19 protein-coding genes are annotated in these 21,648 nt (G+C 73.2%); 5 read left to right on the top strand and 14 right to left on the bottom strand.

Features of this window, described 5'->3' with window-relative positions:
- Positions 1–190 precede the first annotated feature (190 nt).
- The 3 genes from HZZ00_RS10775 to HZZ00_RS10765 all read left to right on the top strand — a co-directional run bounded on the left by HZZ00_RS10775 (position 191) and on the right by HZZ00_RS10765 (position 3,467).
- Positions 191–1,582, top strand: a complete 1,392-nt coding sequence (locus HZZ00_RS10775) for a uracil-xanthine permease family protein (protein ID WP_074991795.1) — start codon at positions 191–193, stop codon at positions 1,580–1,582.
- Positions 1,583–1,660: 78 nt separating this feature from the next.
- Positions 1,661–2,386: a DUF5995 family protein gene (locus tag HZZ00_RS10770; protein WP_180331965.1), complete on the top strand. Its 726-nt coding sequence runs from the start codon at positions 1,661–1,663 to the stop codon at positions 2,384–2,386.
- Positions 2,387–2,537: 151 nt separating this feature from the next.
- A complete protein-coding gene (locus HZZ00_RS10765) occupies positions 2,538–3,467 on the top strand; it encodes a TIGR03619 family F420-dependent LLM class oxidoreductase (protein WP_180331964.1) in 930 nt (309 codons plus the stop codon).
- 34 nt (positions 3,468–3,501) lie between these two features.
- On the opposite strand, the gene HZZ00_RS10760 is transcribed toward HZZ00_RS10765, so the two are convergent.
- The 6 genes from HZZ00_RS10760 to HZZ00_RS10735 all read right to left on the bottom strand — a co-directional run bounded on the left by HZZ00_RS10760 (position 3,502) and on the right by HZZ00_RS10735 (position 10,240).
- Complete coding sequence (locus tag HZZ00_RS10760; RefSeq protein WP_180331963.1) at positions 3,502–5,199, bottom strand: NAD(P)/FAD-dependent oxidoreductase; 1,698 nt, start codon at positions 5,197–5,199, stop codon at positions 3,502–3,504.
- Positions 5,200–5,256: 57 nt separating this feature from the next.
- Positions 5,257–6,045, bottom strand: a complete 789-nt coding sequence (locus tag HZZ00_RS10755; protein ID WP_180331962.1) for a carbon-nitrogen hydrolase family protein — start codon at positions 6,043–6,045, stop codon at positions 5,257–5,259.
- 245 nt (positions 6,046–6,290) lie between these two features.
- Positions 6,291–6,977 carry a DUF4232 domain-containing protein gene (locus HZZ00_RS10750; protein WP_180331961.1) on the bottom strand — a complete coding sequence of 229 codons (687 nt, stop codon included), beginning with the start codon at positions 6,975–6,977 and terminating at the stop codon, positions 6,291–6,293.
- A gap of 102 nt (positions 6,978–7,079) precedes the next feature.
- A complete protein-coding gene (locus HZZ00_RS10745; RefSeq protein ID WP_257585737.1) occupies positions 7,080–7,460 on the bottom strand; it encodes a DUF742 domain-containing protein in 381 nt (126 codons plus the stop codon).
- A 7-nt stretch (positions 7,461–7,467) separates the two neighbouring features.
- Positions 7,468–7,905, bottom strand: coding sequence for a roadblock/LC7 domain-containing protein (locus tag HZZ00_RS10740; RefSeq protein WP_180331960.1), 438 nt, complete (start codon positions 7,903–7,905; stop codon positions 7,468–7,470).
- A complete protein-coding gene (locus HZZ00_RS10735) occupies positions 7,895–10,240 on the bottom strand; it encodes a nitrate- and nitrite sensing domain-containing protein (protein WP_180331959.1) in 2,346 nt (781 codons plus the stop codon). The genes HZZ00_RS10740 and HZZ00_RS10735 overlap by 11 nt, the downstream gene beginning before the upstream one ends.
- Positions 10,241–10,764: 524 nt before the next feature.
- Between HZZ00_RS10735 and HZZ00_RS10730 the strand changes: the two genes are divergently transcribed.
- Positions 10,765–11,505, top strand: coding sequence for a GntR family transcriptional regulator (locus HZZ00_RS10730; RefSeq protein WP_180331958.1), 741 nt, complete (start codon positions 10,765–10,767; stop codon positions 11,503–11,505).
- Positions 11,506–11,518: 13 nt separating this feature from the next.
- Here HZZ00_RS10730 and HZZ00_RS10725 read toward each other — a convergent pair whose 3' ends face one another.
- The 3 genes from HZZ00_RS10725 to HZZ00_RS10715 all read right to left on the bottom strand — a co-directional run bounded on the left by HZZ00_RS10725 (position 11,519) and on the right by HZZ00_RS10715 (position 15,255).
- Positions 11,519–11,971, bottom strand: a complete 453-nt coding sequence (locus HZZ00_RS10725; protein WP_023552128.1) for an Lrp/AsnC family transcriptional regulator — start codon at positions 11,969–11,971, stop codon at positions 11,519–11,521.
- Positions 11,972–12,002: 31 nt separating this feature from the next.
- Complete coding sequence (locus HZZ00_RS10720) at positions 12,003–13,490, bottom strand: amino acid permease (protein ID WP_180331957.1); 1,488 nt, start codon at positions 13,488–13,490, stop codon at positions 12,003–12,005.
- 322 nt (positions 13,491–13,812) lie between these two features.
- Positions 13,813–15,255, bottom strand: a complete 1,443-nt coding sequence (locus HZZ00_RS10715) for a GuaB1 family IMP dehydrogenase-related protein (RefSeq protein ID WP_180331956.1) — start codon at positions 15,253–15,255, stop codon at positions 13,813–13,815.
- Positions 15,256–15,518: 263 nt separating this feature from the next.
- Here HZZ00_RS10715 and HZZ00_RS10710 point away from each other — a divergent pair, with 263 nt between their 5' ends.
- The gene (locus tag HZZ00_RS10710) at positions 15,519–17,189 is read left to right on the top strand and encodes a translation initiation factor 2 (protein ID WP_180331955.1); all 1,671 of its coding nucleotides are present in this window, start codon (positions 15,519–15,521) and stop codon (positions 17,187–17,189) included.
- Positions 17,190–17,248: 59 nt separating this feature from the next.
- Here HZZ00_RS10710 and HZZ00_RS10705 read toward each other — a convergent pair whose 3' ends face one another.
- The 5 genes from HZZ00_RS10705 to HZZ00_RS10685 form a co-directional block, all read right to left on the bottom strand.
- Positions 17,249–17,569: a barstar family protein gene (locus HZZ00_RS10705; RefSeq protein ID WP_070030039.1), complete on the bottom strand. Its 321-nt coding sequence runs from the start codon at positions 17,567–17,569 to the stop codon at positions 17,249–17,251.
- On the bottom strand, positions 17,566–18,048 hold the full coding sequence (locus HZZ00_RS10700; protein ID WP_180331954.1) for a ribonuclease domain-containing protein: 483 nt from the start codon (positions 18,046–18,048) through the stop codon (positions 17,566–17,568). Before HZZ00_RS10700 ends, HZZ00_RS10705 begins: the two co-directional genes overlap by 4 nt.
- Before the next feature lie 114 nt (positions 18,049–18,162).
- Positions 18,163–19,206, bottom strand: coding sequence for a sugar-binding transcriptional regulator (locus HZZ00_RS10695; protein WP_070030040.1), 1,044 nt, complete (start codon positions 19,204–19,206; stop codon positions 18,163–18,165).
- 90 nt (positions 19,207–19,296) lie between these two features.
- A complete protein-coding gene (gene rpe, locus HZZ00_RS10690) occupies positions 19,297–19,983 on the bottom strand; it encodes a ribulose-phosphate 3-epimerase (protein WP_180331953.1) in 687 nt (228 codons plus the stop codon).
- Positions 19,984–20,156: 173 nt separating this feature from the next.
- Positions 20,157–21,578: an RsmB/NOP family class I SAM-dependent RNA methyltransferase gene (locus HZZ00_RS10685; RefSeq protein WP_180331952.1), complete on the bottom strand. Its 1,422-nt coding sequence runs from the start codon at positions 21,576–21,578 to the stop codon at positions 20,157–20,159.
- Positions 21,579–21,648: the final 70 nt, after the last annotated feature.

The following is a 21,648-nucleotide window of genomic DNA, read 5'->3' as shown; positions in this document are numbered from 1 at the left end:
AGCGAGGCGGACGGGGTGGCACCCCTGGGGCACGGCGGACATACTAAGCGACCGCTCAGCAACCCCCCGACGGGGCCCGGACGGCGCCCGTGTGCTCGGGGTGCGTCGGCGACCAGGGACAATGGTGCGGATAGCCCTGCGACTACCCCCCGGTCACACACTCCCCCCGGCAAGAAAGCGAAACCCCACCATGGACCTCGGCGTGCGCTGGAAACTGCACGGTGACGGGCGCACGCCCGCGCCCGGAGCGGTGGTGCGGCCCGACGAACGGCTGTCCTGGCCGCGGACGGTCGGCCTCGGCGCCCAGCACGTGGTCGCGATGTTCGGCGCCTCCTTCGTGGCGCCCGTGCTGATGGGCCTGGACCCCAACCTGGCGATCATGATGTCCGGCATCGCCACGGTGATCTTCCTGCTGGCCACCCGGGGCCGGGTGCCCAGCTACCTCGGCTGCTCCCTGTCGTTCGTCGGTGTGGCCGCCGTCATCCGCGCCCAGGGCGGGACGAGCGCGACGGTGACCGGCGCCACCCTCGCCGTCGGCGTCGTGCTGTTCCTGGTGGGGCTCGCGGTGCAGCGGTTCGGGGCGCGGATCATCCACGCCGCCATGCCGCCGATCGTCACCGGCGCGGTCGTCATGCTGATCGGCTTCAACCTGGCACCGGTGACCGCGTCCACCTACTGGCCGCAGGACCAGTGGACGGCGATCCTCGTGATGCTCTTCACCGGACTCGCCGTGGTGTGCCTGCGCGGGTTCTGGTCCCGGATCGCGATCTTCCTCGGACTGATCTTCGGCTACGGCATCTCCTGGGTCTTCGACCGGGTCTTCGGCAAGATCCACTCCGTGGACGGCGGCGGCAAGCTCACCGACCACTGGCGCCTGGACCTCTCGGGCGTGTCCAAGGCGGACTGGATCGGGCTGCCGCACTTCCACGGGCCGTCCTTCCAGTGGTCGGCGATCCTGGTCGCGCTGCCGGTGGTGATCGCGCTGGTCGCGGAGAACGCGGGCCACGTCAAGGCGGTCGGCGAGATGACCGGCGACCCGCTGGACGACAAGCTGGGCACGGCGATCTCCGCCGACGGCGTCGCCTCCATGCTGTCCACGGCCGTCGGCGGCCCGCCCAACACCACGTACTCCGAGAACATCGGCGTGATGGCCGCGACCCGCGTCTACTCCACCGCCGCCTACTGGGCCGCCGCCGGTTTCGCCCTGCTCTTCGGCCTCTGCCCGAAGTTCGGCGCCATCGTGGCCGCCATCCCGGGCGGTGTCCTCGGCGGCATCACCGTCATCCTCTACGGCATGATCGGCCTGCTCGGCGCGCAGATCTGGCTCAACGCCAAGGTGGACCTGCGCAACCCGCTGAACCTGGTGCCGGCCGCCGCGGGCATCATCATCGGCGTCGGCAACGTCAGCATGAAGTTCACCAGCAACTTCTCGCTCAGCGGCATCGCCCTCGGCACCGTGGTCGTCATCACCGGCTACCACGCCCTGCGCGCCTTCGCCCCGGCCCATCTGAAGAAGCAGGAACCCCTCCTGGACGAGGGCACCTCCACCTACGACCCGGGGACCCCCCGCACCGAGTCGTAGCCGGCCGCGTTCCCCCGTTCCGGCGACCGCGCGGGCCGGTCGGCCCGGCCCGCGCGACGGAGCTGGGAGGCTGCGTCCATGGCGCAGCCGGAACAGGTCACCTTCCCCGCGGCACGGGCCGGCACGACCGTCGACGCGGTCGTCGCCCGGATGCGTGCCCTCGACGCCGCCCTGCCCGAGCGGGACGGCGTCGCCGTGTTCAACCGCGTCTACCTGGCGGTCACCGAGGAGATCGGCCGGCGCCTGCGCGGCGGGGAGTTCCCCGATCCCGACGCGGCCACCGCGCTGGACGTGCGGTTCGCCGAGCGGTACCTGACCGCGGTGGACGCCGACGCGGCGGACCTGAGGCCGCCCGCCTGCTGGCGGCCGCTGTTCCAGCTGCGCCGCCATCCCGGGGTACGGCCGCTCCAGTTCGCGCTGGCCGGGGTCAACGCACACGTCGGGCACGACCTCCCGCTGGCCGTGGTGGACGCCTGCCGGGCCGTCGGCTGCGAACCGGTGGATCTGGAGGACGAGTTCGAGCACGTGGGCGAGATCCTGGTGGTGCTGGAGGAACGGGTCCGCGAAGCGCTGATGCCGGGCCCCGATCTGCTCCAGCTCGCCGATCCGCTCACCCATCTCGTGGGGTCCTGGAGCCTGGAGCGGGCCCGGGAGGCCGCCTGGGCGGCGGCCCGCGCGCTGTGGGCGCTGCGCCACCGCCCGGACATCGCCGGGGAGTTCACCGAACGGCTGGACGCGGTGGTCGGACTCGCCGGCCGGATGCTGCTGACCCCGCTCGGCCACCGCACACCGCGGCCACGCTGACCCGCGCCCGGCGCACCCCACGGCCCCCGCCGATTCCCCCGGCCCGTCCCTCCGCGGTGGCCCGAAATCGTCCCTGGCGCGCCCTCCCCGGAACACCGTCCCCGCCATGGCACGTTGGCCGTGACGTACCCGAACGCGGAGGAGCAACGGCATGGCGACCCGGCTCGGTCTCGGTCTTCCCCAGATGCGGCAGTACTCGATCGGCAAGGACGTCCCCGAGGTGGCGCGCGCCGCCGAGGACATCGGCTACGACAGCCTGTGGGTCTTCGAACGGGCCCTGTTCCCCGAGCCCGCCACCCAGGGGCTGTACGGCATCGACGGCCTGCCCTGGCCCGACCAGTACCGCTCGGTGGCGGAACCGCTGGTCACCCTCACCCTGGCCGCGGCGGCCACCCGGCGGGCCGAACTGGGCACCAGTGTGCTGATCGCGCCGCTGCACCTGCCCTTCCAGCTGGCGAAGGCGCTGGCCTCGCTGGACGCGGCGAGCGGCGGCCGGGTGCTGGCGGGCCTCGGCACCGGCTGGTCCCTGGACGAGTACGCCGCTGCGGGCGTAAGGCCGTTCGAGGAGCGCGGCGCCGTGCTGGACGAGATCATCGACGTGTGCCGCGCGGTGTGGGGCCCGGACCCGGTGGCCCACGACGGCCCCCTGACGAAGATCGCCCCGGCCGTGGTGGGCCCCAAGCCCGCGCGGCCGATCCCCATCCTGCTGGCCGCGGGCAACGGGCGGGCCCGGCGCCGGCTGGTGGACCGGGCCGACGGCTGGCTGCCGGTGAGCACCGGGGCCGAGCGGGTCGCGGCCGACTGGCGGCGGCTGCGGGAGCTGGCCGAGGAGCGGGGACGTACGGAGCCGATCCGCACGGTGCTGCGGGTGAACACCACGCGCCTGCCGAAGCCCTACGAGGGCGCCGACCGGCGGCCGTTCCAGGGCAGCGTCGACCAGATCGTGCAAGACCTGGTGGAGCACGCGGCGATCGGCCTGGACGAGATCCTGATCGATCTCCAGGGCACCGCGCGGGACGCGGCGGAGCTGACGGACGTCGCCGCCGAGGTCTTCGAGAAGGCGCGGGCGGCCGGAGTCTGAGGCCGGCCGCCCGCGCCTTCGCCGTGTCTCCCGGTCAGTCCTCCGGGAGTTCGACCGGGGCGATCTCGTCGTAGACGTCGCCCGGGCCGGGGTTGGTCGCGTCGGTCGCGCCGCCGAGGTGGTGCATGACGCCCCAGACCGCGTTCAGCGCGGTCTGCACGGCCCCCTCGGCCCAGCCGGCCGTCCACGAGATGTCGTCGCCGGCCAGGAAGATGCCCCGCTTGTCCGCGGGCAGCCGGTCCTGCATGAAGTGCGTGAACAGGCGCCGCTGATAGCGGTAGTGGCCCGGCAGATTGGCCTTGAACGCGCCCATGAAGTAGGGCTCGTTCTCCCAGGAGACGGTCACCGGGTTGCCGATGATGTGCTTCCTGATGTCGACGTTCGGGTAGATCTCGCCGAGCGACTTCAGCATGACCTCCATCCGCTCGTTCGCGGACAGCGGCAGCCACTTCAGGCTGTCGTCGCACCAGGTGTACGACAGGCAGATCACGGCGGGCTTGTCGGGACCGTCGTCAAGCAGGTACGTCCCGCGCGTCATGCGGTCGGTGAGCGTCATCGACATGACGTCCCGGCCCGTCTCCTCGTCCTTGTCCAGCCAGAACGGCCGGTCGACCGGGACGAAGAGCTTGCTGGACTCCATGTAGTGGGTGCGCTCGATCGCGGTCCAGTGGTCGATCGGGAACAGCGAGTCGTCGCAGTCGATCTTGGACAGCAGCATCCAGGACTGCGCGGTGAAGATCGCCGCCCGGTAGGTGCGGATGTCACCGCCCGCGTCGGTCACGGTGATCCGGTTGCCCGCGGTGCGGTGCAGCCGGGTCACGGCCGGACGCGGCTCGCCGCCCGGGTGCAGGGACTTCAGCGAGGTGCCGTACGGCCAGTGGACGATCTTCTCCGGCTCGCGCTCCCACAGCCGCAGCGGCAGTTGCTGGGAGCCGCCGACGATGCCCCGGTGGTGGTCGTCGGCCTCGGTGTAGACGACGCGCAGGATCTCCAGGATGGAGTTGGGGAAGTCGGTGTCCCAGCCGCCGGTGCCGAAGCCGACCTGGCCGAAGATCTCCCGGTGCCGGAAGGACTTGAACGCCTCCGAGTCGCAGAGGAAGCCGTAGAAGGTCTGGTTGTCCAGCTTCTCGACCAGCTTCGCCCAGATCTCGCGGATGCGCGGGACGTCCCGCTCGCGCATGGCGCGGTTCATGTCGGAGAAGTCGGCGCCCTCGTCCAGGCACTTGTTCCAGGCGTCGGCGACGTCCCGGTACACCTGGGGCAGGTCGTCGATGGTCCTGGCGTAGTGCGTCTCGCCCTTGAGGTCCACGACGGTCGACGGGGTCGCCTCGGCCAGCGGGTTGGGGAACGGCCGGGTCGTCAGGCCGACCAGGTCGATGTAGTGCTGAAGGGCCGTGGAGGACGGCGGGAAGCGCATCGCGCCCAGCTCGCAGTTGAGGTCCGCGTCGCAGCCGTCGAAGCCCACCGTGCGCAGCCGGCCGCCGAGCTGGTCGGCCTCGTAGACGACGGGCCGCAGGCCCATCTTCATCAGCTCGTAGGCGGCGACGATGCCGGACAGGCCGCCGCCGATGATTGCCACCTCGGTGCCGTGCTCGGTCGCGGGGACCTGCCCGAGGCCCGCCGGGTGGGCGAGGAAGTCGTCGTAGGCGTAGGGGAAGTCCGGGCCGAACATGGTGATCGGCGGCTGCTGCGCGTCGGTGTGCTCGACCGCGTTGGGCACCGTGGACGTCATGGGGTACGGACTCCTTGCACGAAGAACTCTGGGAAAGCCGAGGGGGGTTGGCGGACGTCAGACGAGGGACCCGTACAGGCCGGGGCGGCGGTCCGTCAGATAGGGGTTGGCCGCGCGGGAGGCGGCCAGGAAGGCGGGGTCGGCGTCGGCGCACACCAGCTGCTCGGCACGCCCCGCGCGGGTGCGGGCGACGCCGTCGGGCCCGGCGAGGACGGACAACCCGACGAACTCGAACTCCCCTTCCAGGCCGACCCGGTTGACGTAGGCGACGTACATCTGGTTCTCGAAGGCGCGCACCGGGATCATCGACTCGGCGACGAACTGGTAGGGGTGCATCTGCGCGGTCGGCACCAGCAGCAGGTCGGTGCCGGCCAGCGCGTGAGCGCGGACGTTCTCCGGGAACTCGACGTCGTAGCAGATCAGCAGGCCGACGGTGAGGCCGTTCAGCTCGGCCTGGACGAGCTGCCGCTCGCCCGGGGTGAAGTGCTCGCGCTCGAAGCAGCCGAACAGGTGCGTCTTGCGGTAGTTGGCGAGCCGGGAGCCGTCGGCGGAGATCAGCTGGACGGAGTTGTGGACGGCGTCGCCGGCGCGCTCCGGGTAGCCGTAGGCGATCGCGACACCGTGCCGCGCGGCGATCTCCGCGACGGCGTCGGCGGACTCGCCGTCGGCGACCTCGGCGAGACGCCCGATGGCGTCGCCGATCGCGTAGCCGGTGAGGAACATCTCGGGGGTGGTCAGCAGCGCGGCGCCCGAGGCGGCGGCCCGGCCCGCGGCCTCGTCCAGGACCGCGAGGTTCCCGGCGACGGAGCCGGGGCGGCCGGAGCTCTGGAGCAGGGCGGTGCGCATGCGTCTACCTCACCGGTCACGGAGGGGGTTCGGGGTCAGGTAGACGGTACGGTCGGCGCGCTCGGCCGGACAAGGAGCAGCCGTTGCGCGCGGGTGCGCGGTTCGTTGCGTGCGGGGAGGGTGGGGCGGCGATTCGTTGCGCGCCCCGGCGGACCGGTGGCCGGTCCGGGGACGGATCGGACATCTTCGGCCCGCCGGCGGGCCGCGCGGGGCACCGGCGGGCGCCCCGCGCGGGCGGACCGGGGTTACTTGCCGGTGCCGACCGGGTCGACGGTGATGCCGGGGCCGCCCTCGGTGACGGGCACGTTGACGCCGGCCTTGAGGACGGTGGAGTGGGTCTCGTTCGGCGGGGTGACGACGAGCTGGGTGAAGGTCACGCCGGAGCCGCCGGAGTTGTTCGGCGGGTAGTGCAGGGTGAAGCGGGTCTCCGCGCCCGGCTGAAGGGTGACCACCGGGGCGGTGAGCTTGCTGCGGGAGGCGCTGACGGTGCCGTCCTTGCCCTTCAGGTCGACGCCCGGGAAGCCGTGCAGGGTGCAGTTGGCCGAGCCGGTGTTCTTCATGTTGACGATCAGTTCTCCCTCGGCCATCGCGCCGGAGGTGCTGAACGCCAGGTGGGCGGTGGTGCAGCCGGCGCCGGACGCGCGGCCGGTGCCCGTGGCGGGGTGGCCGCCGCCCGTCTGGCCGCCGCTCGCGCGGCCGCCGTTCCCGCCGGTGCCGGTGGAACCGCCGTTGCCGTCCGAGCCCTGGGAGGGGGAGCCCTGCGTCCCGGAGCCCTGGGTCCCGGAGCCCTGGGTGTCGGAGGCGCCCGAGGCGGCGCTCGACGCGGAGGAGTCGCTGCCGCCCGAGGAGCCGCTGTCGCTGCCGCCGCACGCGGTGAGGGACAGGCCGGCGGCGACGGCGACGGCGAGCAACGAGAACTTGTGGACGCGCATGATTCCCCTTAAGCGGTACGGGCGACGTGCTGCTCCTTGAGACACGCGCGACCGGTGCCGGGTTCCGGCCCTCACCGGTCCCCTACACGGCTGTTACAAACACTAGAGCTCGCGCAGCCGGTCCACGATCTCCCGCAGCAGCCCGGGGTCGGCCGCCGCACCGCCGGCCGGGGTGCGGTGGGGCGCTTCGATGCGGACGAGGCCCGCCTCGGCGAGGTCGCCGAGCAGCACCCTGACCACGGTCAGGGGCAGATCGGCGTCCGCGGCCAGCTCCGCGACCGGGCGCGGGCCGCGCCGGACCAGTTCCAGCAGGGCGGCGCCCGCGTGGTCGACGCCGGCCTCGGCGGCGTCCGTGTCCAGGGCGGTGACCCGGGACATCAGGTCGATGGCGTGCCGGTCCGAGGGACGGGTGCGGCCCCGGGTCACCGTGTAGGGGCGCACCATCGACCCGGTCTCGTCCTCGTACCAGTGCTCGTCGCTCACGTCGGGATCATGGGGTGGCACGGGCGGCCGCGTCCAGGTGACTGCCGAGACGGCGGACCAGCAGGGCCATCTCGTGGGCGAGCTGGCCGACGTCGGTGCCGGCCTCGCTGAGCACGGCGAGCCGGCTGCCGCTGCCGGCCGGGGTGATGAACAGATAGGCGTCGTCAAGCATGACCATGGTCTGCCGTACCCGGCCGGCCGAGACCCGCTCCCCCGCCGACCGCGCCAGGCCGTGGAAGCCGGAGCAGACGGCGGCCAGGTGCTCGATGTCCTGCGGGGGCATGCCCTCCGAGCTGCTCAGCGGGAGGCCGTCGGCGGTGAGCAGCACGGCCTGCCGGACGTGGTCGGTGCGGGCCACGAGGTCGTCCAGCAGCCAGCCGAGGTCCGTGCCGGGCGCCCCGGCGGACACGGCGGACTGTCGGGGGGTCTGGTCGTCACCGTGCATCGTCGGTGTCCGTCCCTTCGTCGGCGTGGGTGGTCGTCACGGTTTCGTCCGGCGCGTCGGGCCGCGTGGGCAGCCCCTTGCGGCCCTGGTCGAGCCCGCGCTGGAAGGCCCCGAAGATCGCCCGCATCTCGTCGGCGTCGATCTCCCGTCGCGGCGTGTCCCCCGGGGGACGCGGCTCGTCGCGCAACCGCGGCGCGATCGAGGCCTGGCGGGTGCGGGTGGGCAGCGCGGGGGCGGGGGCGGGGGCGGCGGGAGCGGCCGGGCGGGTGCCGCGCGTCCGTGCCGGGAGCGCGGGCGGGGTGTCGTCCGGTGCGGGCGCGGTCCGTTTCCTGGCCGGCAGCGGCCGTGCCTCTGCCCTCTCCTCGGGCGGGGCCGGTACGGTGTCGCGCCGTCGCCCGTGCCGCTCCGCCCGCGCCGGCGGCTCGGCGTCCGCCAGGACCGGCTCCGGCAGCAGCACCACCGCGGTCGTCCCGCCGTACGGCGAGTCGCGGAGGCTGACGTCGATGCCGTGGCGGGCGGCGAGACGGCCGACGACGTAGAGGCCGAGGCGGTCGTGGCGGGTGGGGTCGAAGGCGTCGGGGTCGGTGAGGGTGCGCCTGGCCTCGGCGCGCGCGTCGGCGTCGAGGCCGAGCCCGCGGTCGTCGATCTCCAGCACGAAGCCGCCCTCGGCATGCCCGGTGCGCAGCGTGACCTGGGTGTGCGGCGGCGAGAACACCGTGGCGTTCTCCAGGAGTTCGGCGATCAGGTGGACGACGTCGGCGACCGCGTCGGCCGCGATCGCGGCCTTGGGCATCGGCGGCACGACCACCCGCGTGTAGTCCTCGATCTCGCCGACGGCGGAGGCGACGACCTGCGCGACGGGCACGGGCCGGCGCCAGCGGCGGCCGGGCGCGGCGCCGGAGAGGATGATCAGGCTCTCCGCGTGCCGCCGCATGCGGGTGGTCAGGTGGTCGATGCGGAACAGCTCGCGCAGGATGTCGGGGTCCTCGGTGCGCCGCTCCAGCGTGTCCACGAGCTTCAACTGCCGGTGTACCAGGGCCTGGTTGCGGCGCGCGATGTTGAGCAGCACCGCGAACAGCCCCCGGCGCAGGGTGGCCTGCTTGACCGCGGCCTCGACGGCGGCCAGCCGCGCGGTGTTGAAGGACCGGGCGACCTGCCCGATCTCGTCGTCGCGGACGGCGCCGGCGGGGAGCGGCGGCGCCTCGGCGGCCGCGTCGACCTCTTCGCCGGCCCCCAGTCTGCGCATGACGTCCGGCAGTTGGCGGGTGGTCAGGACGTCGGCGGCGTCGCGCAGGGCCTCCAGGCGGCGCGAGATCCGCCGGGCGCCGCGCACCGCGAGCCCCAGGGACAGCGCCACGGCGATCAGTCCGGCACCGCCGGCGACGGCCGCCTTGGTCAGCTCGTGGTAGGCGAACGCCCTCCCGCGCGCCGCGGAGTTGTCGCCCGCCTCGGTGCACAGGTCCCGGTACCGCTTGACGATCCGGTCGATGGTGGATCGCCAGTCACCGGCCGCGACCGCCCGGGACGCCCCGCCCGCCCCGGCCCGCAGCAGCGCGTCCTCGCCCCGGGTCAGCGAGCGGTACAGGTCGCCGCGCTGGAAGTCCTCGAACAGGGCCCGGGAGTCGGACGGCAGGTCGGGCACATAGGTCTCCTGGAAGACGCGCCGGTCCTCCACGGCCTGGGTGAGCGCGCCGTACTGCCGGGCGGTCAGGGTGGTGCCCGCCGCCCGTGCACCGGTGACCAGCGCGTCCTCCCGGGAGACGAACTCGCGCACCCGGACCAGCTCGAAGACGGTCTGGGTCTCGCGGGCGAGCTGTCCGGCCTGGAGCGCGGTGAGCGTGGACTGCACGTCGAAGGCGGGTGTCACGAGCGCGCTGTACTGCTGGACGGCCTGGTCCCAGCCGATCCGCCTGGTGAGCACGCGCCGGCGCAGCCCGTCCAGCCTGCCGGTGGCGGTGACCATGGCGTCCAGCGCCTGCCGCTGGCGCGCGGTGAGCCGATCCCGGTCGCCGTCGCGGATGGCCAGCCGCATGGCGTCCACCACGCGGTCGGTGCGGCGCTGCTGGCCGAGCAACTCGCCCGCACTGGCGGCGTCGGTGCCGCCGCCCAGGTAGGCGGCGGACATCCGGCGTTCGATCTGGATCTGTCCGACCGCGGTGTCGACGGGGGTGCCGAAGTCGTCGTAGACCCCCTGGACCCGGATCAGGGCGCGCAGTTCGGCGGTGACGGACACCATGGCGAAGCCCCACAGGGCCATCAGGGCGACGGCCGGGGCGAGCGCGAGCGCCACGATCCGGGTGCGGACGGTGGTGGGACGGCCGAGGGGCCAGCGCATGGAGACCTACCGGTATTACCAGTCAGTAGAGAGCCCGCACAACCTACGGGACGGTCACCCCGAACCGCAATGGCGAACCCCCGTCGTCCCAGGTCAGCTCAGAGGAAACGTAAAGGTTGCGAGCACCGCCCACGGCCGGAGTGCCCGTCGCTTTCCGGCCACGTCCGGCCAGGGGCGCGGCTCCCCGGTGACCATGGTCCGGGAGTCCCGGACGGTCGGTCCCCGGTGCGGAATGTCGTCCCGGGCACCCCTTGGCACGCTTGGCGTCGCAGCCGATGGGGCGGCTCCACGGTCTCTCCGCGCAGGCACGGGGGCGAGGTGCCGCGAAGACTTCCGAGTACTCGGTCGGACCCGAACTCGTCCGAACAAGTCGGCCTCGACACGCCCGCCTTCCATGTCCCGGTGGTGAACGCGCGAGGAACATCGGCCGCCGGTTCCCCGCACGGTTGCGGTTCGCCCCGACCATGGTTGACCGTCGCTTAGGCTGGTCACGCTGCGCACAGCCGCCTACGCGGAGGGGAAGCATGACGGCGCGACACGAGGAGATCGCCGGCGAGCTGCGGCGCGCGATCGGTCGCGAGGAGTACAGGGTCGGCAGCCGTCTGCCCTCGGAGTCGGAGCTGGCCGCGCACTACGGCGTCTCGCGCGGCACCGTCCGCCAGGCCGTCGCCGCCCTCACCGCCGAGGGCCTGATCGGCTCCCGCCAGGGCGCCCGGCGCGTGGTCCTCGCCAGCCGGCGCGGCCAGAGCTTCGAGGAGCTGCGCAGCTTCGCCCGGTGGGCCCGCGCGATGGGCCGCGAGGCCACCGGCCGGGTGGTCTCCCAGGGCTACCGCCCGGCCGCCCGCGAGGACGCCGCCCGCCTCCGACTCCCTCTGGGTACTTCTGTGTTGCACGTCCTGCGGGTGCGCGGTCTGGACGGCGAACCGGTGCTGCTCGAACGCACGGTGTACGCCGACTGGATCGCCCCCGCGGTCGAGGCCATCGAGCCCGACTGCCCATCGGTCACCCAGCGCCTCCACGACGACACGGGCCTCGTCCTGGCCTACGGCGAGCACCTCATCGACGCGGTCGCCTGCGGCGCGCGCGACGCCGAGCTGCTGGGCGTCCGCCGCACCAGCCCCCTCCTGCGGGTCCGCCGTGTGACGACGACCCGCGAGGGGCGCCCGGTGGAGTGGTCGGACGACCGGTACCGGCCGGACGCGGTGGCGTTCAGCGTGCACAACTCCATCGGGAACAACGCGCTGTCCCGGAAGGCGGCCGGGTAACCCGCGTCAGGCCCTATCCGGGCGCCCCCGAGGAGAACCGGCGCAGCAGCGGCGACAGCACCAGCACGGACTTGGTCCGCTCCACGAACGGCTCCCCGGCGATCCGCTCCAGCACCCGCTCGAAGTGCCGCATGTCCGACGCGAACACCTGGGCGATGGCGTCGGCGTCCCCGGTGACCGTCGACGCGGCCACCACCTCCTGGTACCGCTCAAGCCCCCGCTGGATCGTCTCCGGCGAGGTGTTCCGCCGGCAGTAGATCTCGATGTACCCCTCGGTCTCCCAGCCGAGCGCCGCCGGATCCACCCGTACGGTGAATCCGGTGATGGCTCCGGTGGCCCGCAGCCGGTCCACTCGGCGTTTGACCGCGGGCGCGGACAGTCCGACCAGTTGCCCGATGTCCGCGTAGGAGCGGCGGGCGTCCTCGGCGAGGGCGTGCACGATGCGTTCGTCGAGATCGTTCAGCACAGGGGGTGGTTCACTTACTTCTTCGGTGGGTTCACTTCTCTGCCGCCACCGCGAGGTCCGCACCGGTCGCGAGGCGGGAACGGCGGAAGCCGTATACGAAGTAGAACACGAGCCCGACCACCAGCCAGACACCGAACACCGTCCAGGTCACGACGGACAGGCTGCCCATCATCCACACGCAGAAGACGAAGCCCAGCGCGGGCAGCAGCGGCGACAGCGGCACCCGGAAGCCGCGCCGCATGTCCGGCCGGCTGAAGCGCAGCACCACGACCGCCACGTTGACGAGGGCGAAGGCGAACAGCGTGCCGATGCTGGTGGCGTCGGCCAGCTGTCCCAGCGGGATCGCGGCCGCCAGGATGCCGCAGAACAGGGAGACGATGACCGTGTTCGCCCGGGGAGCGCCGCTCTTCGGGTGGACCCGGGCGAAGACCTTGGGCATCAGACCGTCGCGGGACATGGCGAACAGGATGCGGGTCTGCCCGTAGAGCACGGTCAGCACCACGCTGGCGATGGCGATGACGGCGCAGAAGGCCAGCAGGGTGGCCCAGAAGCTCTGCCCGGTGACGTCCTTCATGATCTGCGCGAGCGCGGCCTCCGAGTCGTTGAACGACCGCCAGGGCCGCGCGCCGACCGCGACGGCGGCGACCAGGACGTACAGGCCGGTCACGATGACCAGCGACAACATGATCGCGCGGGGCAGGTCGCGCTGGGCGTTCTTCGCCTCCTCGCCGGCGGTGGAGGCGGCGTCGAAGCCGATGTACGAGAAGAACAGCGTGGCCCCGGCCATGCTGACGCCCGTCATCCCGAGCGGCATGAAGGGCGTGTAGTTGTGCGCCTTGAAGCCCATGAAGCCGATGGCGCAGAAGAGGACCAGCGCGGCGATCTTCACGCACACCATGACGGTGTTGGCCCGCGCGGACTCCTTGGCGCCGCCGAGCAGGAAGACCATGGCGAGCAGGACGACGATCAGCGCGGGCAGGTTGAAGACGCCGCCGTGGCCGGGCGGGGCGGACAGGGCGGCCGGGACGGTGACGCCGATGGTGCCGTGCAGCAGCTCGTTCAGATACTGGCCCCAGCCGACGGCCACGGCGGCGACCGAGACGCCGTACTCCAGGAGCAGGCACCAGCCGCAGACCCAGGCGATCAGCTCGCCCATCGTTGCGTATGCGTACGAGTAGGAGGAGCCGGAGACCGGAATGGTGCCGGCCAGCTCGGCGTAGGACAGGGCCGAGAACAGCGCGGTGAGGCCGGCGATCACGAAGGACAGGGTGACGGCCGGCCCGGCCTTCGGGACGGCCTCGCCGAGCACCACGAAGATGCCGGTGCCGAGCGTGGCCCCGATGCTGATCATGGTCAGCTGCCACAGCCCGAGGGAGCGCCGCAGCGACCCGCCCTCGCCCTTGCCACCCTCGGCGACCAGGAGTTCCACGGGCTTGCGGCGCATCAGGCGGGCGCCGAGGCCCGGGGCGGCGGGGGCTGCCGATGTCTGGTTCTGCGGCGGGGCGCCGTGATCGAGCACGCGCTGGCTCCTCGTTCGATGCGGTCGACGCGCTTGCCGCCGCCGATGCCGTGGTGGCGCCGAAGACAGCTGCTGACGCCGGGTACAGCGCAGCACACTACGAGGCGGGCCTTCGCGGAGGTAATGCAGCAACCTTGCGTACACCCGCACGATCGTTGCGTTCCACCGTACGTCACAGCGGAACGTTGCGCTCCGGATGCCAAACGTTGCTCAACCGCCGCACATCGGGCCGGGCCGGACAGGAGCGGCGAGAGGGGATACGCCGACGGCCCCCGCCGCTCCCACCAGGGGGAACGACGGGGGCCGTCGGGTACGGAGGGGATCAGCTCCAGCTGGCGTGCAGCGGCTTGCCCTCGGCGTAGCCGGCCGCGCTCTGGATGCCGACGACGGCCCGCTCGGCGAACTCCTCCAGGGTGCCCGCGCCCGCGTAGGTGCAGGAGGAGCGGACGCCCGCGATGATCGAGTCGATCAGGTCCTCGACGCCCGGGCGGGCCGGGTCGAGGAACATCCGCGAGGTGGAGATGCCCTCCTCGAACAGCGCCTTGCGGGCGCGGTCGTACGACGACTCCTCCGACGTGCGGTTGCGCACCGCGCGCGCCGAGGCCATGCCGAACGACTCCTTGTAGGGGCGGCCGTTCGCGTCGTGCTGGAGGTCGCCCGGGGACTCGTAGGTACCGGCGAACCAGGAGCCCACCATCACGTTGGAGGCACCGGCGGCCAGGGCCATGGCCACGTCGCGCGGGTGCCGGACGCCGCCGTCGGCCCACACGTGCTTGCCGTACTTGCGCGCCTCGGCGGCGCACTCCAGCACCGCGGAGAACTGCGGGCGGCCCACGCCGGTCATCATGCGGGTGGTGCACATGGCGCCGGGGCCCACACCGACCTTGATGATGTCCGCGCCCGCCTCGATCAGGTCCCTGACGCCCTCGGCGGAGACGATGTTGCCCGCGGCGATGGGCACCTGCGGGTCGAGCGCCCGCACCACCTTGATCGCGCTGATCATCGACTCCTGGTGGCCGTGCGCGGTGTCGATGACGAGGGTGTCCACGCCCGCGTCGAGCAGCTGCTTGGCCTTGCCCGCCACGTCGCCGTTGATGCCGACGGCGGCGGCGATGCGCAGCCTGCCGTTCGCGTCCACGGCCGGGGTGTACAGCGTGGCGCGCAGGGCGCCCTTGCGGGTGAGGATGCCGGCCAGCCTGCCGTCCTTGTCGACGGCCGGGGCGTAGCGCCGGTTGTGCGTGTCGAGGGTGGTGAAGGCCTCGCGCGGGTCGATGTCCGCGTCCAGCAGGAGCAGGTCCTTGGACATGACCACTTCGAGCTGGGTGAAGCGGTCCACACCGGAGAGGTCCTCGTCGGTGACGACGCCGATGGGGCGCTGGTTCTCGTCCACGACCACACCGGCGTTGTGCGCCCGCTTGGGCAGCAGCGCGAGGGCGTCCGCCACGGTCTGGTGCGGGGCCAGCACGATCGGGGTGTCCAGCACCAGATGACGGCCCTTGACCCAGGAGACGACCTCGGTGACCACGTCGATCGGGATGTCCTGCGGGATGACCACCAGACCACCGCGGCGGGCCACCGTCTCGGCCATGCGCCGCCCGGCGATGGCGGTCATGTTGGCGACGACGAGCGGGATGGTGGTTCCCGTGCCGTCCGGCGAGCTGAGGTCCACACCCTGCCGCGAGCCCACCGCGGAGCGGCTCGGCACCATGAACACGTCGTCGTACGTCAGGTCGTACGTGGGCCGGATGTCATTGAGGAAACGCACGTGCTGCACATCCCAGTCGTTCAGAGGCGACCCCCCGACGGGTGCGCCGAGGGGAAAAGAGCACGTACTTCATTCTCCCATGCCGTCCCCCCGACCACCCCCGGTCAAAACCTCCAGGCTCCCCCACCGCCCTTAGGAGGATCCACCGAAACCGGGCCGGTACGATCATCCGACTGCTCCGGTGAGTCTCGGCGGACCTGCTCCACCGTCCGTGCGCGCGGCGAGGGCGTGGCAGGCAAAGGGGAGAGTCGGGGGGCGGGCCGATGGGCGACGACAGGCGCGCCGTGCTGTTCGCCGCGCGATCGCAGAACGCGTTGCACCGACTGCTCGACACGCTCCCCGTCTTCGCGGGTGACGACCGTGTCCGCCGCTGTTTCACCCTGGTCCCCGGCTCCGAGTTCTCCGCGGACGCCCTGCGCGCCCTGGAGCGGGCGGGCGGGCGCGTCCTGCCCTGGGCCGAGGCGGTCGGCCGGACCTTCGCGCTGATCCTCGCCGCCGGCCCCAAAGGCGATCTCCAGACCCTGCACGGCCCGCGCGTCCTGCTCCCGCACGGCGCCGGCTTCAACAAGTCGGTGCCCGGCGAGGGCACCGAGGACACCGCATCCGGACTCGACCCCGCCCATCTGCTGCTGCCCGACGGCACCCCGCTCGCCGCCCGCTATCTGTTCGCCCACCCCGGGCAGATCGCACGGCTGGCACCGGCCGGCCCCGCGGTGACCGCCCGGGCGACGGTCGTCGGCGATCCGCTCCTGGAAAGGTTCCTGGAGTCGCGGGAGCGCCGCGACCGTTACCGCGCCGCGCTCGGCACGGGCGACCGCACCCTCGTCGTCCTGTTCTCGACCTGGGGCCCGGAGGCCCTGATCAACCGCCGCCCCGGGCTGCCCGCCGAACTGGCCGCCGCGCTCCCCCACGACGAGTACCAGCTCGCCCTGGTGCTCCACCCCAACGAACGCGCCCGCCGCGGCACGCTCGACCTGGCCGAGTACCTGGAACCCGCCCGCCGGGCCGGGCTGATCCTGCCCGCGGCGCACGAGGAGTGGGCGTCGGTCGCCGTCGCGGCGGACGTGCTGATCACCGACCACGGCTCGGCGGCCCTGTACCCGGCGGCGCTGGACCGTCCTCTGCTCGGCGCCTACGACGGCGGCAGGGAACTGCTGCCCGGCAGCCCGATGGCCGGCCTCCTCGCGGGCGTCCCCCGCCTCGCCCCGCACCTTCCCGGCGCGGAGGCGGCGAGCCTGGTGGCGGCGGCACTGCGCGACCACCGCCCCGGCAGCAGCCGCGCCCTCGCGGAACCGGCGTTCGCCGAGCAGGGTCGGGCGCTCGACCGGCTGCGGGAGACCGTGTACGGCCTGCTCGGCCTCGCCCCGCCCGCCCATCCCGTGCTGCCCCGGCTGCTGCCCGACCCGGCCCCCGCACCGCTCGCGCCCGCCGCCTTCGCCGTCCGCGTCGAGGACGACGGCGGCGGCACGCTCCGGGTGCTGCGCCATCCCGCCCCTCTCGTGCCGCCCGCGCCGGCTCACCATCTGGCCGCCGAAGTGGGCGCCGCGCACCGGCGGTTCACCGACAGCGCCGGGCTGCTGCACCGCCGCGCGGGCGACCACCCCGGCGCGCCGACGGAACCGGCGGACGAGTGGACGCTGCGGATCCTGGCGGACCACCCCGGCGGCCGCCGCAGCGCCGCGGTCGTCGTCTCCGCCACCCGCTGCCTGCTGCGCCCGCGATCGGGCCCCCTGCTGTCCCTGCGCATCGCGCCGCAGGGAGCGGAGCGACGGTCATCGGCGGTCGACCCGGTACCCGTTCTGTCGGCGGTGCACGCCGCGCTCCTCGACGGCGAGGAGCGCACGGACCTGCGGCTGGTGTGTGCGGTGGGCCGCCGCACGGTGGAGGTCCGGACGGCCCGGGCCACGGCGGCGGAGGCGGCGACAGCGGTGTGACGCAACCAGGCTCCGCCGACTAAGCGTTGACGTTCCGTTGGACGAGGCCCGACACACCCTCACCCCAACGCCAGCGCCACCGTCACCGGCTCCGGGCCCTCGCTCGCCTCGGTGAAGATCTCGTGGGCCACCCGCCACTCGTCGGGGCGGGCGTCCGCGTACGGTGTCCAGCCCGTGACGACGAGGAGCAGTCCGCGGTCGGCCGCCGCGGTCGGCCAGACGGAGGGGTCGCAGAGGCTGTCCAGGAGCGCGTCCCAGTTGCGGCCGAACCAGTCGGGCAGGGCCAGGGCCGCCGCCACCGCGTCCATCAGGGCGGCCTTGTCCGTGACCCGGGAGAGGTCGAGGGCGACGACCGCGCGGTCGGTGAGTTGCCGGGTCATCTCAGCACCGCCCGGAACGAGTTGTAGTGATCACCGGTGTAGTAGAACTCCCCGCCCTGTCCGGTGATGATGCGGCGCGCCCCGCGGTCGTGCGAGCCGGGCGTCGGCACCGTGTACTCGTGGTAGTAGCCGCGCTGGTGCTTCGGCAGGTGTCTCTCGTAGTTGCCGAAGACGATCCCGTCGCGGGAGTACGGGTAGGGGCCGCCCCGGTCGATCAGGGCCAGGGTCCGCCGGGCCTCGGCGGGCAGCCGGGACTCGGGCACGGTGGCCATGCCCCTGGCCCACCCGGGAGTGGCCACGGCGGCGGACGACGGGCCCCCGCCCGCCCCCGCACCGCTGCCCGTGCTCGTGCCCGTGCCTCCGGCACAGCCGGCGAGCAGCACGGCGAGGACGACCAGCAGCCCCGCGAGCACACGGGACGGGGCCCGGCCGGGCGCCCGGGACCATCGGAACTTCAGGGGAACGTACCGCGACGACATGCGGACGATGCTTTCACGGCGGGCCGGTCCGGACGACCCGTGCCCCGCGGAAGGCGGCGGAGGCGAGGGCGGCCGGCGGCCGTCTCGTCCGCCTCCGTCCCCGCTCACCGCCGCTCACTGCCCGTCGGGGTCCTGCCGGCTGAGCGCCGCCTTCGGCGTCGGGCCCGCGGTCATCAGGTAGTCCGCGGCCGAGGTGTCCGTGACCAGGCTGGTGACCAGCCCGGAGCGCAGCACCGCGTCGATCGCCGCCGCCTTTCGCTGACCGCCGGCGATCGCCACGACCTCCGGGATGCGGCGCAGCTGGTCGGCCTTGACGGTGATGCACCGCTCCCCCAGGTCCCGCCCGATCCGGCGCCCCTCGGCGTCGAAGAGGTGCGCGGCCATCTCGGCGGCGACGCCGAGCGAGGCGTAGTGCGCCCGCTCCTCGTCGCTGAGCATGTCGTGCACCGTCGAGATGCCCGGTTCCCAGGAACCGATGGAGACGCAGGCGACCGTGACCTTGTCGAAGTACTCGTAGGCGCGGGCGATCCCGGTCTGGTTGCGCAGGGCCGCCGCGGTGGCCGCGTCCGGCAGCAGCATCGGCGCGTAGATCGGGTGGGCGTCGCCGCCCGAGACCTGGGCGGCACGGCGCACGGCCTCGACCGAGCCGCGCTCCGAGGTGCCCGCGTCGTACACACCCGTCAGCTGCACCACCGTGCACGGCGGCAGCCGGTCGAGCGCGGCCGCCATGTGGATGGTGGACCGGCCCCAGGCCAGCCCCAGTACGTCCCCCTCGTCGACCAGCTCGCCGAGCAGGTCGGCCGCGACCTCGCCGAGGTTCTCCGGGTCGGGGGTCTCCTCGGCCTCCGCCGGGGACTCGACCACGACGGCGTGCCTGAGGCCGTAGCGGGCGCGGAGCGCGTCGGAGCGCTCGGCGTCCAGCTCGGCCGGCACACGGATCTCGATGCGTACGAGATCCCGTTCGAGAGCGGTCTCCAGGACCCGGGCCACCTTGAAGCGGCTGACGCCGAACTCCTCCGCGATCTGGATCTTGGACTTGCCCTCAAGGTAGAAGCGGCGGGCCATGGCCGCCGCCTGGACCAGCTCAGCGGGTCCCATCCGCATGGCTGACCGGCCCGCCGACATACCCGACACGGCGATCTCCTCACTGCTGTTCACACTCTGGATTCGCCGTTCATCCTTGCAGATTCGGCGCAACTGATCCGCCCTGATGGGCGGCGTTCTCTCAACCGTTCACGCAGCCGTGGCTCAGTGGTCGCATGCCCAGGACGCCCCGGCGGTGGCCGTCTCCGCCTGGGTGCGCAGGGCACGCACCGCGTCCGCCGGGTCCTTCGCCCCGTAGACCGCCGAGCCGGCGACGAACACGTCCGCGCCCGCCTCCGCGCACCGCTCGATCGTGGTGGCCGAGACACCGCCGTCGACCTGCAACCAGAGCTGGAGGCCGTGCTTGCCGATCAGCTCACGGGTGCGACGGATCTTCGGCAGCATGATGTCGAGGAAGGCCTGGCCGCCGAAGCCCGGCTCGACGGTCATGATGAGCAGCATGTCGAGTTCCGGCAGCAGGTCCTCGTACGGCTCGATGGGCGTCGCGGGCTTGAGTGCCATGGAGGCGCGCGCGCCCTTGGCGCGGATCTCGCGGGCGAGACGCACCGGGGCGGCGGCCGCCTCCACGTGGAAGGTGACGGACGAGGCGCCCGCCTCCACGTACTGCGGGGCCCAGCGGTCGGGGTCCTCGATCATCAGGTGGCAGTCCAGCGGGGTGTCCGTCGCACGGGCCAGGGACTCCACCACCGGCACGCCGAGCGTGAGGTTGGGGACGAAGTGGTTGTCCATGACGTCGACGTGAAGCCAGTCGGCGCCCTGGACAGCCTTGGCCTCCTCCGCCAGGCGGGCGAAGTCGGCGGACAGGATGCTGGGGTTGATCTGCACGGCCATGCCCCAAGACTGCCATGTCCGGGGCACTGATGTTCGCGCCGGTCCACAGGTGAGACCGTTCATCACACTGATCTGCCGTTTGTCTGATGTTCCGGACGCCCCTGTGGATAACCGAGGGCGACGAACCCGGCGCACGCGGTGAAATGGTGCCCCGCGCGACCGCCTCCCGACCGTCAGTCGGCGGTCTTGCGGATCAGCGCCAGATACATCGCGTCGGTGCCGTGCAGATGCGGCCACAACTGGATGTCGGGGCCCTCGCCGAGCTGATCGACGCCCGGCAGCAGCGGCCGGGCGTCGATCAGCTCGGCGTCCGGGTACTGCTTGAGCACGTCGGCGACGACCGCCCGGGTCTCGGCGAGGTGCGGGGAGCAGGTGGCATAGCCGACCACGCCGCCGACGCGCACCGAGTCGAGCGCGGTGCGCAGCAGCGCCCGCTGGAGGGGAGCGAAATTGTCCAGGTCCTCGGGGCGCCTGCGCCAGCGGGCCTCGGGCCGCCGCCGCAGCGCGCCCAGCCCGGTGCACGGCACGTCCACCAGCACCCGGTCGAAGCTGCCCGGCCGCCACGGCGGCCGGGTGCCGTCCGCGGCGATCACCTGGTACGGCCCCGGGTTGCCGGCCAGCGCCTTGGCGACCAGCCCGGCCCGGTGCGGCTGCTTCTCCGAGGCGAGCAGCGCGGCACCGCGTTCGGCGGCGAGCGCCCCCAGCAGCGCGGCCTTCCCGCCGGGTCCGGCACAGCCGTCGAGCCACCTGGCGTCCGGCCCCTCCAGGGGCGCGTTGGCCAGCGCGAGCGCCACCAGCTGGCTGCCCTCGTCCTGCACCCCGGCGCGCCCCTCGCGCACCGCCTCGACCGCGCCCGGCTCGCCGCCCTCGGCCAGCCGCACGGCGTACGGCGACCAGCGCCCGGGCTCGGCGGCCTCCTCGCGCAGCAGCTCCTCGGTGGTGGCCCGGCCCGGCCGCGCCACGAGAGTCACCCGCGGCCGCTCGTTGTCGGCCGCGAGCAGCTCCTCGATGCCGGCGCGCCCGCCGCCCAGCGAGTCCCACAGCGCGGAGACGACCCAGCGGGGGTGCGAGTGCACGACGGCGAGGTGGTCCTCGGGGTCCTCGTCGTACGGCGGCGCGACCTTCTCGATCCATCCGTCGAGGTCGTCCTGCGCCACCTTGCGCAGCACCGCGTTGACGAACTTGGCCCGCCCGTCGCCGAGCACGACCCGGGCGAGTTCCACGGTGGCGGACACGGCGGCGTGACTCGGGATCCGCGTCCCCAGCAGCTGGTGCGCGCCCAGGCTGAGCACGTCGAGCACCGGCGGGTCCACCTCGCGCAGCGGCCGGTCCACGCACGCGGCGATCACCGCGTCGTACGTGCCCTGCCGGCGCAGCGTCCCGTACACCAGCTCGGTGGCGAGCGCGGCGTCCCGCGCGTCGAAGTCGCCCTTCTCCCGCGCCTTCCGCAGCAACGGCGGCAGCACGAGATTGGCATAGGCGTCCCGCTCGTCCACCGCCCGCAGCGCGTCGAAGGCCAGGATGCGGACGGGGTCCTTCTTGGGACGCCGATAGGGCTTGGCGGGCTTACGGCCCCGCCGCGGCTGCTCGCTCACGAAAAAGGTGCTCCGGAGGTGAAAGGGGGTGTGCCGCCCAGCCTACGTCGGCGGAGGTGAGCGGGGGTGC

The sequence above is a fragment of the Streptomyces sp. NEAU-sy36 genome (genome assembly GCF_013423905.1).
Lineage (GTDB): Bacteria > Actinomycetota > Actinomycetes > Streptomycetales > Streptomycetaceae > Streptomyces > Streptomyces misionensis.
Note: the sequence above shows the minus strand (reverse complement) of the source record. Positions and strands in the feature narration are given on the sequence as shown.

Excerpts from the sequence above, each read along its gene's own strand:
- rpe (WP_180331953.1), bottom strand. The coding sequence starts at position 19,983 with ATGGCCGTGCAGATCAACCCCAGCATCCTGTCCGCCGACTTCGCCCGC.
- HZZ00_RS10730 (WP_180331958.1), top strand. The coding sequence starts at position 10,765 with ATGACGGCGCGACACGAGGAGATCGCCGGCGAGCTGCGGCGCGCGATC.
- HZZ00_RS10735 (WP_180331959.1), bottom strand. The coding sequence starts at position 10,240 with ATGCGCTGGCCCCTCGGCCGTCCCACCACCGTCCGCACCCGGATCGTG.
- HZZ00_RS10710 (WP_180331955.1), top strand. The coding sequence starts at position 15,519 with ATGGGCGACGACAGGCGCGCCGTGCTGTTCGCCGCGCGATCGCAGAAC.
- HZZ00_RS10760 (WP_180331963.1), bottom strand. The coding sequence starts at position 5,199 with ATGACGTCCACGGTGCCCAACGCGGTCGAGCACACCGACGCGCAGCAG.
- HZZ00_RS10775 (WP_074991795.1), top strand. The coding sequence starts at position 191 with ATGGACCTCGGCGTGCGCTGGAAACTGCACGGTGACGGGCGCACGCCC.
- HZZ00_RS10770 (WP_180331965.1), top strand. The coding sequence starts at position 1,661 with ATGGCGCAGCCGGAACAGGTCACCTTCCCCGCGGCACGGGCCGGCACG.
- HZZ00_RS10700 (WP_180331954.1), bottom strand. The coding sequence starts at position 18,048 with ATGTCGTCGCGGTACGTTCCCCTGAAGTTCCGATGGTCCCGGGCGCCC.
- HZZ00_RS10705 (WP_070030039.1), bottom strand. The coding sequence starts at position 17,569 with ATGACCCGGCAACTCACCGACCGCGCGGTCGTCGCCCTCGACCTCTCC.
- HZZ00_RS10750 (WP_180331961.1), bottom strand. The coding sequence starts at position 6,977 with ATGCGCGTCCACAAGTTCTCGTTGCTCGCCGTCGCCGTCGCCGCCGGC.
- HZZ00_RS10755 (WP_180331962.1), bottom strand. The coding sequence starts at position 6,045 with ATGCGCACCGCCCTGCTCCAGAGCTCCGGCCGCCCCGGCTCCGTCGCC.
- HZZ00_RS10740 (WP_180331960.1), bottom strand. The coding sequence starts at position 7,905 with ATGCACGGTGACGACCAGACCCCCCGACAGTCCGCCGTGTCCGCCGGG.
- HZZ00_RS10765 (WP_180331964.1), top strand. The coding sequence starts at position 2,538 with ATGGCGACCCGGCTCGGTCTCGGTCTTCCCCAGATGCGGCAGTACTCG.